Source organism: Sporosarcina sp. UB5, assembly GCF_050859005.1.
Taxonomy (GTDB): Bacteria; Bacillota; Bacilli; order Bacillales_A; family Planococcaceae; genus Sporosarcina.
The window spans coordinates 108180-124090 of record NZ_CP125984.1; the positions used below are offsets into that span (position 1 = coordinate 108180).

Below are 15911 nucleotides of genomic sequence, written 5' to 3' on the forward strand. Positions count from 1 at the left end.
TCCTCCTTTTGCAATTTACATATCAGTTGCGCAATGGCTTCCCTTTTAGAAGCATATGTTGCATCCGTTGTTGGGATTTCGGTTCTTGGATAAGGCTCAGGAATGCTTCTCTTTCTAGGTCTAACATGTATTGCTCGTCGACAAGCGTTCCATAAGGTACTTTTCCGCCGGACAAAACAAATGCGAGCTTCTTTGCAATCTTTAAGTCGTGCTCACTTATATAGCCCGACAAGTACATCCCTTCCGCACCGAGGAGCATCGTTGCATAACCGGAATCCCCTGTGACTGGAATTTTCTCTTTCTTCGGCGGTGTATAGCCTGCTTCATACAATGCGAGTGCAGCCTGCTTCGCGTCATAAATCAAGTGATCCGGGTTGACGCTTATGCCGTCCGCAAAGTTAAGGAAGTTGTTCTCCCTTGCCTCTTCCGCGGATGTTGACACTTTCGCCATTGCAATCGTTTCAAATACTTTATTCGCAACGTATTGGTAATCGACGTGCACGCCGTTCGGCAAGCCTTTCAAATGCTTCGTATACAAATTGACGTTACCAGCGCCGCCAGGAATTAAACCGACACCTACTTCGACTAAGCCGATATACGTTTCCATTGACGCTTGAATATGCGCAGCCGGTAAGCATACTTCCGCCCCTCCGCCGAGCGTCATTTGGAACGGTGCTGCAACGACTGGTTTACGTGAGTATTTGATTTTCATCATCGCGTTTTGGAAAGCTTTAATTGTATAATCAAGCTCAAAAATATTGTCGTCCTGTGCTTCCATTAAAATCATCGCTAAATTCGCACCGACACAGAAGTTCTTTCCTTGGTTTCCGATAACGAGGCCTTTGAAATTCTTTTCCACTTCGTCAACCGCGAAATTAATCATTTGGATAATGTCCAAACCGATTGCATTCGATTGGGAATGGAACTCTAGCAACGCAATGCCGTCTCCTAAATCGATTAAGCTTGCGCCAGAATTTTTCTTAATGACACCGTGTATCTTCTTGTACAGTTTCAAATCGATCGCTTTTTCATTAACCGTCACCGGCTTATAGCCTTCACCGTCATAGAAATAGCGGTCGCCATCTTCTTCTTTATAGAACGTTTCAAACCCGTTCTCGAGCATTTGTTGTACGAATGCTGGGATTTCCGCATCTTCCTCTTTCATCTTCTCAACCGATTTCGCAACGCCGATCGCATCCCAAATTTCAAATGGACCTTGCTGCCAACCGAAGCCCCACTTCATCGCATTGTCGATTGCAACAATATCGTCCGCAATTTCACCAGTTAATTCTGCCGAATAACGAAGTGTTGGCGAAAGGATGCTCCAAAGGATTTCTCCCGTCCGATCATTTGCGTACACGAGTGATTTCACTTTGTTCGCAAGGCCTTTTTGTTGCTTCGCCATTTCAATTGAAGGCGTTTTCAATTTTTTCGTCGGTACATATTCAAACGTCTCTAAATCTAGTTCAAGGATTTCTTTATCTTTCTTTACGTAGAATCCTTGCTTCGATTTCGCGCCGAGCCAACCGTTATCAATCATTTTCTTCATGAATGGAGGAAGCTCGAACACTTTCTGTTCTTCGCCTTCCGTCTTGTCATACGCATTTTTCGCGACATGCATGAATGTGTCCAGTCCGACGACATCCAACGTACGGAACGTGGCGGATTTTGGCCGTCCGATCAGAGTTCCTGTTACCGAATCGACTTCGCCGATTGAATACCCCCTCTTCTCCATTTCGCGGAGCGTTACGAGAAGGCCGTACGTTCCAATTCGGTTAGCAATGAAGTTCGGTGTATCCTTTGCGACGACAACACCTTTTCCAAGTCGATCTTCTCCGAATGACAGCATAAAATCGAGCACACCTGGATCAGTCATCTTCGTTGGAATAACTTCAAGCAACTTCAAATAACGCGGCGGATTGAAGAAATGCGTTCCAAGGAAATGCTTTTGAAAATCTTCCGAACGCCCTTCCGCCATCGCTTCGATGCTAATTCCCGATGTGTTGGAGCTAATAATTGTGCCTGGCTTCCGAACTGCATCTATTTTTTCATACAAACTTTTTTTAATATCGAGGTTCTCAACGACGACTTCGATGATCCAGTCAACATCTTTTAATTTCCCCAAATCGTCCTCAAAATTTCCAACTTCAATTAGTGATAGATTTTGTTTAGTAGCCAATGGCGCCGGCTTTTGCTTTAATAGTTTTTCCAAAGCTGTCGCCGCAAACTTATTGCGGACTTGAGGGTCTTCCAATGTAAGGCCCTTAGCTTCTTCCTGTTCTGTCAGCTTAGTTGGAACGATATCAAGCAGAACGACAGGAATACCGATATTAGCGAGATGGGCTGCAATGCCAGATCCCATTACACCTGAACCTAATACTGCCGCTTTCTTAATTTGATAAACCACGTTGCAATGCCCCCCTTATTCTTTTGAATGAACACTCATTCATTTTATGAGTAAAAAAAATAGAAACACTGTCTATATCTATTAGTCTAAATCATTCTCTTCTTTTTCGCAATATTGAAATGCTTTTAATTCCTATTTTTTGTTATGGGCATTTTATTATGTTGATTTAGTAAAAGAAGGTACACTACATAGTAAAGGAGGGTGTTTTACATGAAACCAATTACGACAGTTGAAGAATTCAACAAGGTGATTAACAGCGACGAAAAATCACTAATCAAGTTCCAGGCCGGCTGGTGCCCGGACTGCACACGCATGGATATGTTCATCGATCCAATCGTAAAAGACTATGATATGTATACATGGTATGACGTAGACCGTGACGTGTTACCTGAAATTGCGGAGAAATATGAAGTGATGGGCATCCCAAGCTTGCTTATTTTCCAAAATGGAGAAAAGAAAGCGCATTTACATAGCGCTAACGCAAAAACGCCAGATCAAGTGACTGACTTTCTTGAAACGGTGAAATAATTTTGGAATCATATGAAAACCACTGCCGAAAAGTAGGCAGTGGTTTTTAGTATTCATCTTATGCAATGTACTCTGGAAATAATGAGTTTAGCTGTCTAACAATCATGGAATAACCTTTCTCCTCTAACTGCTCCCTCACGACAGAGTAATCCGGAAGGCTCAATTGCTCAAGAGGATCATTGAATTCAATCTCGCAATGAATTTGCGCCAATTGTTTTGACAGATGTAGCATTTCCATATCTGTTTCAATCTTCTTCCTCATACCAGGAGTAAGCTCATTTAGAGACTCGAGGACGCTTTCGACCGTTCCGTATTCCTTCACGAGTTTCAATGCTGTTTTCGGGCCAATCCCTTTCACACCTGGATAACCGTCACTCGCATCTCCCGTAAACGCCTTTACTTCGACGAAACGCTCCGGTGTAATCTCGTATTCTTCAACAAAGCGCTCTTCGGAATAAATATCGTATATATTGTATCCTTTTTTCATGAAAGCGATTTTCACACCAGGACGGAGCAACTGTAGAAGGTCTTTATCTCCCGTGACAATCGTCATGTCCGCCTTCCCTTCCCATTCAGATACGAGCGATCCGATCAAATCGTCTGCTTCCATTCCCGGAATCCCATAATTCTTCCATCCGATTAATTCGGACAGTTCGCGCGTCATATCGAATTGCGGCACGAGTTCAGGTGCTGGTGCTGGGCGGTTCGCTTTATATCCGTCGAACAGATCATTTCTGAACGTATGCGCTCCCATATCCCAACAGACCGCCATATGAGTAGGGTTAAAAATTGAAGTTGCAGTTAATGTATGGCGGGCAAAACCTTGAACACCGTTTGTCGGAACTCCTTCGTTATTCGGGAAGAAGTGCCCCATTGCAGACGTTGCAAAAAACGATCTGAATAACAGGGCCATGCCATCTATGAGCAAAATATGTGGTTTATTCTCCATTATGTTGTCCTCCTCAATCATTTATCTTGTAAACGTGCTTTCTCCAATACTCCAATGATAGCAAACTTTGTGAGGTGATTGGGGGGATTTGCATGAATGAGAAGTATTTCCATGGAATTGAGAAGTTTTTTGGGGTGAATGAGAAGTTTATTGCTTGGAACGAGAACTCTTCGGGGATGAATGAGAACTTAATAGCTTGGAACGAGAACTATTAGCGTGTAAACGAGAACTTCGGGTGCGAGGCGCTGTACTTTGAGTCAGAGACGCTTCGCTTTGGACACGGGATGCCTCACTTTGGACGCGGAACGCCGCACTTTGGACGCGGGATGCTTCGCTTTGGACACGGGACGCACCACTTTGGACGCGAAATGCTTCGCTTTGGACGCGGGACGCTTCGCTTTGGACGCGGAACGCTTCACTTTGAGCGCGGGACGCACTGCTTTAAGCGCGGGACGCCGCAGAATATCAGTCTCACTGATTTTCTGCGGCGCCCTCAGCCATTATTCATTTAAATAGTCCGCAATTCTTTCAATATCCGGCCCAAAGACCCGGTCCTCTGTTATCGGAGCAACGACTTGCAGGAGTCCTTCCAATTTCCCGCGCGTTTTCGGCGCCATTTTGTCGACGCCTCGAAACACGCATCCCGTCATGGCGCATAACGCTTCGATGGCCAATACATGTCTTGCGTTTGTAATAATTTGTTGTGCATGCCTCGAACCAATTGTCCCCATTGACACATGATCCTCTTGGTTGCCCGAAGATGGAATTGAATCAACAGATGCCGGATGCGCCAATGTTTTATTTTCCGATACGAGGCTTGCTGCCGAGTATTGCAAAATCATCGCTCCCGATTGCAAGCCCGGTTGTGAACTTAAAAACGGCGGCAACCCTTCATTCAATTGCGGATTGACGAGTCGCTCGATACGACGCTCCGATATATTCGCGAGCTCCGCGATACCGATTTTCAAAAAGTCCATTGCGAATGCGATCGGCTGTCCGTGGAAATTCCCGCCTGACACGACGACCGCGCCGTCTTCAAAAATGAGCGGATTATCGGTCGCGGCATTCATTTCAATCTCCAATTTCTCCTTCACATACGAAAGCACTTGCCAGCTAGCTCCATGAACTTGTGGGATACAACGGATTGAATAAGCGTCCTGAACGCGCTTCTCCCCCTGCTTCGTCGTCAATTGGCTATCGTCCAGCCATTTCAACATTCTAGCCGCGACATCTACTTGTTCCTTATATCCTCGCGCCTCGTGGATCGCGGGATGAAAAGCATCTGTAATCCCGTGCAATGCCTCCATTGTCATCGCCGCAATCCATTCGCTACTGTACGCAAGTTTTTCAGCCTCTAAATAGTTGACGACTCCTTGCGCGGTCATTGCCTGCGTGCCGTTAATTAACGCAAGCCCTTCTTTTGCTTCAAGGACAATTGGTTCCATGCCGAATTCTCTCCAAACTTGCCGAGCAGGAATGTGCCCGCCATCACGCCAAACAAATCCTTCACCTAATAGGACGAGTGCTAAATGAGAGAGCGGCGCTAGATCCCCCGAAGCTCCGAGTGATCCTTGCTGCGGAATGACCGGGTGAATATCGTTATTTACCATGAACGCAAATCGTTCTAGCACCTCAACTCGGATTCCGGAAAAACCTTTGAGAAGCGCATTCAATCGCAAGATAACCATAGCGCGCGAAACCCTTTCAGAAAAAGGTTCTCCGACTCCACATGCATGCGAGCGAATCAAGTGCAGCTGCAACGCTTTCGTATCCTTTTCGTCAATTTTCACATCGCTAAATTTGCCGAAGCCAGTATTGATGCCATACACCGTCTTGTCATTCTCGACTATCCGATTAACCGCTTCCCTGCTTTTTTGCACGCGTTTCAACGCATCGGCATTCAGCACAACTTTATTCCCTTTATATAAAAGCCCTTCCATTTGTTCGAGCGTAAGAGAAGAACCAGTCAATTCAATCATTCAAACCATCCTTTCAACAAGAAAATAACGTATTCCTACTATTATGTATCGTACACGATACCGAAGGGATTATGGTTAGTTTTACGAAAATTTGTTCTATGGTGATTCGCTGACGTTTTAGTGTAGTAATACAACGAAAAAAGTTTTCCTTTACCCAAGAGTCCAACCCATTTCTTTCATTGTTACATAAGATAGGAGGAATCGTTTGAAGGGAGAGACATGATGACGAATAATTTCGAAGACGAGCAATGGTATCCGCAGCTGCCGGAAGGATATGCTGGCGAGCCTTATGGAATGCAACAGGGGATGGACGGGTGGATGCCCGGCGCAGGCATGCCGACCTACGGGATGGGTGACTATATGACAGGCATGGCTATGCCGAATTTCGACATGAATTATGGAGGTTACACAGCTCAGCGACCATTTGGACCTCCAGGATTTCCTGGTGGAGGATTTCCGGGTGGGGGATTTCCTCCGGGACCAGGCGGACCGGGATTCCCTGGCGGCGGGTTCCCTCCTGGACCAGGCGGACCGGGGTTCCCTGGCGGCGGGTTTCCCCCAGGCCAAACACCTGGGTTCCCAGGCGGTGGATTCCCTCCTGGGCAAGGTGGTCAACAAGCACCAACTTCACCGCCACCGAACTACACACCGTCCTATCCAAGTGCACAACTCTTCGCAGTAGATCCCGGCGCAATTAGAGGTTGCTTGTATAGGTACACGTTTGTTTGGACGTCTAGACGGCATGGATTCTGGTACTTCCCTACATTCGTCGGCCGCACTTCTGTTGCGGGATATCGCTGGAGACCAAATCGTCGCAGATGGGTGTACTTCGGAATTGATTTGAATCGAATTGACCAGTTTACTTGTTTTTAATGAAACGTATCCCCTGAATGGAACTACTCATTCAGGGGATTTTTAAATTGATAGTCGGCCTGTAATAAAAAAATAAACCTCTACCAATAATGGCAGGGGCTTTTACAGGAAGGCATGTGAGTCCTTTTCTTTTTTCCATTGTAGTGCAAGCTTCGTGGCTTCTTCCATCGTCATGCTCGTAAAACCGTATTGAGAACGTAAATTTTCAACATGGTCAAGAATTTCCCTCAAAAATCGAATGTTTTCTTTAAGATTTTTTCCAAAGTTATGCGGATGCCACCAAAGATGAAATACTTCATTATTTTTCGCAGCATACGTCAAACTGTTTTTAATCCTTTTTAGACGCAAAGATTCAATGGAATTGAACTTCGATTGATATGGACGTAAAAACCTACTTGAAGGCAAGTTGACGATTTGTTTTGTTTCTACTTCACCAATTGGATAAGTATGGTGACCAAAAAGATTAATATAACAGTCAAGCAACCTAAAAGCTCTTTTAAAATATCCTTCGTTATTTTTCCGGCTAGCTTGATAGACCCAACTATCTTCAGTACCTCTGTAACATTGTATTCCTTGTTCTTTGCAAATTTGTAAATACGCTGGATTCACTTGATTTCTTGGGAATATAATTGATTTAATGTGGATTCCTTCAGCATTCGCAACATCACATGCAGCGGTTAAATCGGATTCGAATTCATGTCCCGTTTGACCTTCTTCCAAACAGTAATAATGGGAAAATGTATGAGTTCCGATTTCTTGATTTGGAGAGTTCATTATTTGTTTTATCAATGAAAGACCGTAATGGAATGGGTCCTCATTTTCATTTATACCTATAGATTCTATTTTACCGTATGGTGAGAAATTTTCGTTTTGATAAGAAGGTAGATAATCTGGGAAATTCGCAAGTAACTTCTTTTTATCATCAAAAAAAAGCATTCCTACTATTGCCCAAGTTGCATGGATATCATATCGACTGAACAGCTCAAGCATTTCCGGGATTGCCTCACGTACTCCAAGAAGATTTTCTTTATATTTTTCAAGTGGAATGGAATCATGTACTCCCCAATTAAGCTCAAAATCGAGTGAGATGATCAGGGCACCATGCCTCTTCATAGAATCCTCCTCGTCAGTTCCAGCTTCAGATTTCGAACCTTTAAACAAAAGTATACTTTTCCAAACACTAAAATCCTCATCACTCAAAATGGGAAATTATCATTTTACTGAAACCACAATATGTCCTTTTAAAGACATGTTTTTCAGCTGTGAAACCTATACTTTCCAATTCGGCGATTTTAGTCTTTTCCTCTTCTCTAACAGTTGTGTATAAGATCCCTGCTGAGCTCTCCTTTACTATTAATGCGCAAATTTCTTTTAGTTCCCCTTCTTTCCAGTTCTCAATAGAGACAGACTTTCGTCGGAAGTTTTCAACGTAAGGCACGCTATCTATACGCAACACTTTTTCATTTGTCCAAGTAACATCGTCAAACGTTTCACCTTCTAATGTGTAATACCCCCTGTATCCCCCATACACTTTCCGACAAAAATCATTTTTCCTTCCTCTGGTATTCATTCGATTGTCTAATGCTGCTCCGAGATTCAGTTCGTAATAATTATTGCTGGTGGGCAACTCGGGCAAATTTATTTTCTTAACTTTGTACACGATATGTCGTTCGCGTTTGTAAATAAAATTTCCAATTCTAGTTAAATAGCCATACAATTCCGCTCTTGCTTCCACCGATTCCTTCTCGTTGAATAAATTTCGAAGTACATATGAAAACTTCCCCATGCTATTCCGCTTAAAAAGGACAAGTCGGTAATTCTTCTTTATTCGCTCAATCAACGTTTCTTTCCATGAATATTTCAACCTCATCATTTTAGCTACCAATCCACCTGAAGAAAAAATCATTCTTCGCGTGAAATCCTCGTCGGTGTTCCAATCAAATTTATACGTCTCATAACCTATACTCAAGTCAAAAATTCGGTCTTTTCTCTTTTTACACAGAAGAATTAATTCCTTTTCAAGAATTCTTCCTGGACTAAACACTTCAAAATCCGTGTCAAAGCCTAACACGTAAGACAGGTAACGTCCCCGGCACTTAAAGCCATAACTAAAAGCAATTATTGTGCCGTTCAAATTAAGTGAATCTATCTCCGTTTTTAATGGCCCTTCGTTAATACATGCCAAACTTCGATAAAATTCTTTTTTCTTTTCATCTGAAAAACCGCTTGTATCACTTTTCTTTTTCCATTGTTTATCATGCAGATTGAATATTTCATCCATCTCTTCCAGACTACTTCGTAGTATTTCGATTGAACCGTTTTCTCGCAGTCTTTTTTCTCGTCGTGACAACCGGTGCAGCCTTTGCCTCTTATTCATATATTCGTCATTAACAATCTTTTCTAAGTCAACGTAAGGCGTAATGACACGGTGGACCGAAAAGCCAAGTTTTCGTTTACGTAAATAATTTTCCAAACTTCGCGACGCCTTTCCACTTTCCAATAAACCATGTAAATAGAAGACAACGTTTCTTTTCGTCCTAAAAACCTCATCCAAAACAAAAGCAATTACTTCATCGTTTCGCCCTTCTTCAATAACCATATCCATATAATTGGCATCACCGAATGCCATAAATGTATATACATATCCAAACAGGTTACGTTTTACACGAAAAGGAAGAAAACCAATTTCCCTTCCCTCACTTCTCACAACTAAAATCTCAACATCATTTCCACCAAAATGTTTCCACCATTCGAATATCCATGGAAATTCAATGAATGGATTGCTATTTTTATTCTCTTCCAAAATAAGAGACCATTGTTTTTCATATTCCGTCAACTGTTCTAGTGAAGTAATACTAAATAATTCCATAGTCTCCCCTTTGCATATTTTATCATCGACATTATTTGTTCGCTTTCTGATTAGACGCCTTGTTTTTTTAATAAAAGGTAATAGGAGCTCATAAATCATTTTTAACTCCTGAATCTTTACTAGTTTACTTAATCCTATATAAATGATTACACCAAGAGAAATTTGAACAATAAGCTGCAGTCCATTCCCTATTGCTAGCATACTTCCGAACTGGTGGACGATAGCACCCATAATTACGGCAATTAGGAAGCTTGGCAAAAGGTCTTTAAGCTGTTCAGTTGATGAATAATCGATTTGTTTCGCCGAATATACTGCATTTAAAAGTAAGGATATGAACGAATTGATTACCGCCGCTCCAATTAAACCTAGTATTCCTAAACTAAAATACAATGCGCATACAATCAAAATCGTTAAAATGATTTTTTTTATGACTTCAAGTAATAAAAATAAATCAGACCTTCCTTTCACCTGTAAAATATTCAGGTTCAAGGAATGAATTGGATAAAGCATCCCCTCAAAACAAAGCAATTGAAAATAGATAACGGATGGTAGCCATTTCTCTCCTAATAACAAAAGAAATAACGGCTTTGCTATTGCGGCCAACCCTATCATTAATGGAAAGTTAATATAAGCCGCAGTCTTGATTGTATTTCTGAAGCCGGATTTCAAACGTTCCTCGTCATTCTGAATGCTGCTAAGTACAGGAAAAGTGACACGCTGAACGGTTACAATAATAGCCATTGACGCTAAATCTTTCACTTTGACTGCATTTGTATAATAACCAAGCTGATTTGGGGTAAAGAGTCTACCAATAATAAGGAAGTATAAATTCTCATAAAATGTATAAATCATACCGGATAGCAGTAATTTGTAGCCAAACACAAAATATCTTTTGAACGACTGAATATTGAATGTCCAAGAAGGATACCATCGATTGAATAGCCATAAAAATACTGTCTGCCCAGACTGCAACAAGATCATGTTGACGACTAAACTCCATACGCCATACCCCATAAACGCCATGACGACTGTCACAGTGCCTGAACAAATGACGGAAATGAAGCTGATCTTTGTCATTGTTTTAAAGTCAACTTTCTTTCGTAACAACACCCTTTGGACAATTCCAAGGGATTTAATGATCAGCACTGTCGACAGTACTCTAATTATGCTTACGAGTTGCGGCTCGTTAAAGAAATCGCTAATAATAGGAGCAGATAAAAATATAAGTAAATAGAGTAATATAGAAACGATCATATTGAAATGGAATACTGTAGAATAATCCACTTGTGTAGCATGTTGATCACGTATTAATGCCTGTGAAAATCCACTTTCAATAATCGATTCAGAAATGGCGATGAATATTAAAATCATGCCTATAATACCGAAATGTTCTGGCAATAATAAGCGCGCAAGAATAATTTGAATGACGAATTGAATTCCGTGATTAATCATTAAATCAGCGAAACTCCACCATAACCCCTTTATTGTCTTACTTTTCAAGGAACCCAAGTTTTCCATATCCGCTACCCTTTTAGGTGGTTTTTTCTGTATCGATTAAAAATGGTCATTTGCCTTTCCAAAACTCGTTCTTCATCGTACTCTCGTAAAAAAATTTCTCTTCCCGTTCTACCCATTTCTTCTCTCTGATCTTTGTTCTCTATCATTTTTTCCATGGCGTTAGCGAGTGAAGTGCTGCTTTTCGGAGTGCACAGGAATCCATTTACGCCGTCTTGCACTTCTTCTCTACAACCACGAATATTAGTAGCAATTATAGGTTTGCCCATTGCCATTGCTTCAATAATCGAACGTGGAAGGCCTTCTCGATAAGAAGGAAGTACAAATATATCAACAGCAGCTAATAGTTCAGGAATATTATCCCTTAATCCCATAAATTTAATGTTATTTCGTGTTTCGGCCGGCAAAGTATTCAGCAAATCTTCAATTTGCACAGTATCTCGATCTCCAATGCTTGCACCGCCAATTACCATTAGCACAAGGTCATTCCTATTTTCACTCACTTTTGCAAATGCATTGAGCAATTCTTTTAGTCCTTTTTCCTCGACAAGTCGCCCGACAAAAGCAAAGGCCAATTTATCTGTAATTTGATATTTCTCTTTTAAAACTTTTGTGTCAAATAGCTTCGGATTAAACCGTACCTTCGAGACGCCGTTATTAATATGATGCAATCGATTTGCTTGCTTAAAATTGTTATCAAGCGCAAATTGATAATCCTCTTTACTTTGAAGAAATAATTGATCGGTGAATGCCCTTGCCCATAATTTTTCAAGTGCAAAATGAATTTTGAACGCTAATTTCCCCATATGTTCATGGAAATAGAACCCATGCGCGGTGTACACGATCAAAGGGATTCTTGTTAATTTTGCAGCGAGTCTTCCTATCAAACTAGCGACAGGCGTGTGGGTATGCACGATAGCATACCGTTCCTTTCTCATTAGTTGGAGCAGTTTTAGTAAACTGCTCACATGGCTCAACAAATTCAAATTCCGTTTAAAAGGTATATGGTGTAGTATATAATTTTCGTTTCGTAGTCCTTCACCTATTTCATCAACAAAACACGCAATATGCACTTCATAGCCTTGAGCTATCATTTCATCCACGAGGGGAAGTAGTAGTTTCTTCACCGTGAAGTCAACTGCAGTTAATTGAAGAACCTTCATTTCATCCCCCTTCCTTCTACTCCTGTCTTCAATTTAAAGTCTCCATACATCAATTTGAGAAGGTTTCTTTTTAAGATCCAACACGCTTTTTATATCAATAACGAGGGATGCTCCCTCCTTCAATAAATCTTCCATTTGTCGCCATCCAGCATCAACATAATGACGATGAGGAACTGCCAACACGACCGCATCTGATTTTTCCAGTTCATTCAATGGAATAACATCAATACCATATTGCATTTTTGCAATTTCCGGATTAACTAAATCATCATTCACTTGGACTGTTAATCCAAAATCCTGCAACTCTCGAATAATATCTACTACCTTCGAATTACGCAAGTCTCGTACATTTTCTTTAAATGAAAGTCCAAGTACAGTTACTAATGCTCCTTGAATAGCGACATCATGCTTTATTAATTTCTTAACAATTGTAAGTGCGATGAATTTACCCATATCATCATTCATGCGCCTACCTGCAAGGATGACCTCTGGATGATGTCCAATCATTTTTGCTTTATACGTTAAGTAATAGGGATCTACTCCAATACAATGTCCCCCAACTAAGCCAGGAGTGAAGTGAATAAAATTCCATTTCGTCCTCGCTGCCTCTATTACCTCCGTCGTGTCAATTCCCAACCGGTCAAATATTAAGGCAAACTCATTCATTAAGGCTATATTTACATCACGTTGTGTGTTTTCAATAACTTTTGCTGCCTCCGCGACTTTAATGGAACTCGACTTATGAATCCCGGCACCGATGACTTTCCCATAAGTCTCTGCAATAATATCCAACACTTTTGGTTCCCGCGCTGAAACTACTTTCTTTATGGTCGAAAATGTATGGATATGATCACCTGGATTGATACGTTCAGGTGAATATCCTACAAAAAAATCCTCGCCACAACGTAACCCCGAAGCTCTTTCTAATACAGGAATACATTCCTCTTCCGTTGCTCCGGGGTAAACAGTTGATTCATACACGACGATTGTATTTTTTTGTAGATGCTTCCCTACAGTTTCAGATGCTGCAAGTAAATGTGACAAATTGGGTTGATGATTGGAATCGATTGGTGTCGGAACGCAAATAATGATGAAATCGACTTCTCGCAATCGTCTACTGTCAGTTGTGAATTCAATATTGGTTTGCAAAATATCTGCTTGAACCACTTCATTTGTACAATCTATACCTTGCGTCAACTGTTTAATTCGTTGCTTATCTATGTCGAATCCTAGGACGGGAAATTCTTTTCCGAAATTTACCGCAACAGGAAGACCAACATACCCTAGCCCTATAACTCCAATTTTTTTTATCAAATAAACCATCCTACTCAATTATATTGTGGTATTCCAAATACCAATCAATGAACTTACCTACACCTTCTTGAATTGAAGTCTGTGGTCGAAATCCAATCATTGTAAAGAGATCATTTGTTTCAGCATACGTTGCAGGAACATCCCCTGCTTGCAATGGTAGAAAATTTTTCACGGCTTTGATTCGAAGTTTTTCTTCAATTTGTTCGATGAAATCCAGCAACTTAACAGGGCTATTGTTACCTATGTTGTAAATTCTATAAGGTGCGAAACTGGTCGCGGGGTCGGGATTATTTCCCGACCAGTCAACATTTGGCTCTGCCTTACTATCAACGAGTCGGCAAATCGCTTCAACAATATCATCAATGTATGTGAAATCCCGGAGCATCTCCCCGTTGTTATAAACATCGATTGGTTTTCCTTCAATAATGTTTTTTGTGAACTTGAATAATGCCATATCAGGTCTTCCCCAAGGACCATAAACAGTGAAAAACCTTAACCCAGTCGTTGGCAATCCATACAAGCTACTATACGTGTGGGCCATCAATTCATTTGCCTTCTTAGTCGCTGCATACAAACTCAATGGATGATCGATATTATCCGAAGTCTTAAAAGGTAACGATGTATTTGCACCGTAAACAGAACTGGATGATGCATAGATAAGATGAGACACCTGTCCTGCCCTACACGCCTCCAAAATGTTCATAAAACCAATTATATTTGAATTGATATAAATATGGGGGTTTTCCAAGCTGTAACGAACCCCCGCCTGTGCGGCCAGATGAATGACAAGATCCGGCGTTTTTTCTTCGAAGACTGTAGTTAATTTTTCACGATCTGTAATATCAAGAACATGGAAGGTGAAATTATTATCGTCGATGTCATTGATTCGAGCAATTTTAAGCGACACATCATAATAGTCATTTAGGTTATCAATTCCAATCACATGATGTCCTAGTTTCAGTAATTTTTTAGACAGATGATAACCGATAAAACCTGCTGCACCTGTTACTACAATATCCAAATAATCACCTCCAAAAAATTCGTGAAACAATCGCCATCTTCAAATTCAATCAACAGTCAAAACTTACGTGCTTTTTTTGGCATTAGTACCTAAATAAAGTACAGTAAAAAAAAACCATACTAGCGGTTGTCGAATAGTATTATGAAACATTGAAAAAGTAAGGATGGAAAAAAGGACACTCAAAAAAAATGGCGATTGCAGATTATTAACTACAATTTTCGTAAACAATATTGCGACAATTAATAAGCCAAGTAGTCCGAACATCGATATAAAGTCTATGAATGAATTATGTGATTCGAAATTCATGAAAGGTCCAGTAACCCCTGAATGGGCACCAGTTCCATTTCCCCAAAAAGGTGATGAGGTGAATGCTTTGAGCCCATTTTTCCAAAGAATGAGTCGAATACTCGCCTGATCATTATTCTTATCAAATGCTTCAAATATAATCATCATTTTATCTATAAAAACAACTATGAATGGTAGTAATGACAAAAACAGTAGGATGATGATTTTCGTACCTTTTCTTACTTTTTCACTAACTAAAATAGTACAAAACGAAAAAACTAAGCCCCCACAAAGTATTGCAACATAGAGGGCATCGCTATAGGTTTGAAGTGAGACGTAAAGGGACCCTAGAAGAACTAGTACATTGAATAGTTTAGGATAAATCCCTTTCAGGAGAAAATAGAGGGAAAATGGGACAATGATTACCATTAATAATGCCAATTGATTAGGGTTTGTCGAAAACCCTTGCATTCTGACATTGTAGTACAGCAAATTATGTCCCAAAAACGTGTTTGAAATGAATGATACGTATATGATAAGAAAAATTATATACCCAGCAGAGAGTAGATAAAACCTTTTCATGATTTTATCAATTAACTTAAGACTATTTTCCACAAAGGCAAGAGCACTAATCAAAAGAATTGAGAGCAAAAAAGCTACATAATCATGTAAGACAAAATTATAATTTAACAGGCCGTACACAGTTGAAACTGTCATAAGGAAAAAAAATGAAGCAATCAATAGAAGCAATTCAATAGACTTTTTACTCACAATTATATTCCTACCGCTAAGCGGATACATGAGTAAGCTTACAGACGAAATTAGTAATAGCAATTCACCAAGTCCAACTGGGCCCCATAAGCGAAGTCCAGTAAAATTAGTGAATAACAATCCAGTTGAGATGAAGGTAATCATTAGTTTTTTCATTTCATTTTAAGTCTCCTAACCATCTCCCGAAAAACTGAGTGCAAGATTACCGCATAGATAATGAAATGGCAGCCTTCCAGT

At 40.6% G+C, this 15911-nt stretch carries 13 protein-coding genes; 4 read left to right on the forward strand and 9 right to left on the reverse strand.

The features are described from left to right. Positions 1-22: 22 nt before the first annotated feature. Positions 23-2407, reverse strand: a complete 2385-nt coding sequence (locus QM454_RS00750; protein ID WP_432360315.1) for a 3-hydroxyacyl-CoA dehydrogenase NAD-binding domain-containing protein — start codon at positions 2405-2407, stop codon at positions 23-25. Positions 2408-2617: 210 nt separating this feature from the next. Between QM454_RS00750 and QM454_RS00755 the strand changes: the two genes are divergently transcribed. Next, entirely contained in the window at positions 2618-2935 is a 318-nt protein-coding gene (locus tag QM454_RS00755; RefSeq protein WP_432360318.1) for a thioredoxin family protein, read from the forward strand. 58 nt (positions 2936-2993) lie between these two features. On the opposite strand, the gene QM454_RS00760 is transcribed toward QM454_RS00755, so the two are convergent. Next, complete coding sequence (locus tag QM454_RS00760) at positions 2994-3884, reverse strand: 5'-3' exonuclease (protein WP_432360320.1); 891 nt, start codon at positions 3882-3884, stop codon at positions 2994-2996. Between the two features lie 92 nt (positions 3885-3976). On the opposite strand from QM454_RS00760, the gene QM454_RS00765 reads away from it, so the two are divergent. Beyond that, positions 3977-4099 (forward strand): hypothetical protein, encoded by a 123-nt coding sequence (locus QM454_RS00765; RefSeq protein ID WP_432360323.1) that lies wholly within the window; start codon positions 3977-3979, stop codon positions 4097-4099. A 37-nt stretch (positions 4100-4136) separates the two neighbouring features. Continuing rightward, entirely contained in the window at positions 4137-4400 is a 264-nt protein-coding gene (locus tag QM454_RS00770) for a hypothetical protein (RefSeq protein ID WP_432360325.1), read from the forward strand. Here the strand turns inward: QM454_RS00770 and hutH are convergent. After that, a complete protein-coding gene (gene hutH / locus QM454_RS00775; protein WP_432360328.1) occupies positions 4385-5863 on the reverse strand; it encodes a histidine ammonia-lyase in 1479 nt (492 codons plus the stop codon). The two genes, QM454_RS00770 and hutH, sit on opposite strands and share 16 nt — an antisense overlap. Before the next feature lie 222 nt (positions 5864-6085). Between hutH and QM454_RS00780 the strand changes: the two genes are divergently transcribed. Beyond that, positions 6086-6736, forward strand: a complete 651-nt coding sequence (locus QM454_RS00780; RefSeq protein ID WP_432360330.1) for a hypothetical protein — start codon at positions 6086-6088, stop codon at positions 6734-6736. Positions 6737-6838: 102 nt separating this feature from the next. Here QM454_RS00780 and QM454_RS00785 read toward each other — a convergent pair whose 3' ends face one another. The 6 genes from QM454_RS00785 to QM454_RS00810 form a co-directional block, all read right to left on the reverse strand. Further along, positions 6839-7849 carry a polysaccharide deacetylase family protein gene (locus QM454_RS00785; RefSeq protein ID WP_432360333.1) on the reverse strand — a complete coding sequence of 337 codons (1011 nt, stop codon included), beginning with the start codon at positions 7847-7849 and terminating at the stop codon, positions 6839-6841. Positions 7850-7928: 79 nt separating this feature from the next. Beyond that, positions 7929-11123, reverse strand: coding sequence for a GNAT family N-acetyltransferase (locus QM454_RS00790; RefSeq protein ID WP_432360336.1), 3195 nt, complete (start codon positions 11121-11123; stop codon positions 7929-7931). 5 nt (positions 11124-11128) lie between these two features. Further along, positions 11129-12283 (reverse strand): glycosyltransferase family 4 protein, encoded by a 1155-nt coding sequence (locus QM454_RS00795; protein WP_432360339.1) that lies wholly within the window; start codon positions 12281-12283, stop codon positions 11129-11131. A gap of 33 nt (positions 12284-12316) precedes the next feature. Beyond that, on the reverse strand, positions 12317-13597 hold the full coding sequence (locus QM454_RS00800) for a nucleotide sugar dehydrogenase (RefSeq protein ID WP_432360342.1): 1281 nt from the start codon (positions 13595-13597) through the stop codon (positions 12317-12319). Between the two features lie 10 nt (positions 13598-13607). Then, on the reverse strand, positions 13608-14618 hold the full coding sequence (locus QM454_RS00805; RefSeq protein WP_432360345.1) for an NAD-dependent epimerase: 1011 nt from the start codon (positions 14616-14618) through the stop codon (positions 13608-13610). Positions 14619-14681: 63 nt separating this feature from the next. After that, complete coding sequence (locus QM454_RS00810; protein WP_432360348.1) at positions 14682-15830, reverse strand: O-antigen ligase family protein; 1149 nt, start codon at positions 15828-15830, stop codon at positions 14682-14684. Between the last annotated feature and the right edge of the window lie 81 nt (positions 15831-15911).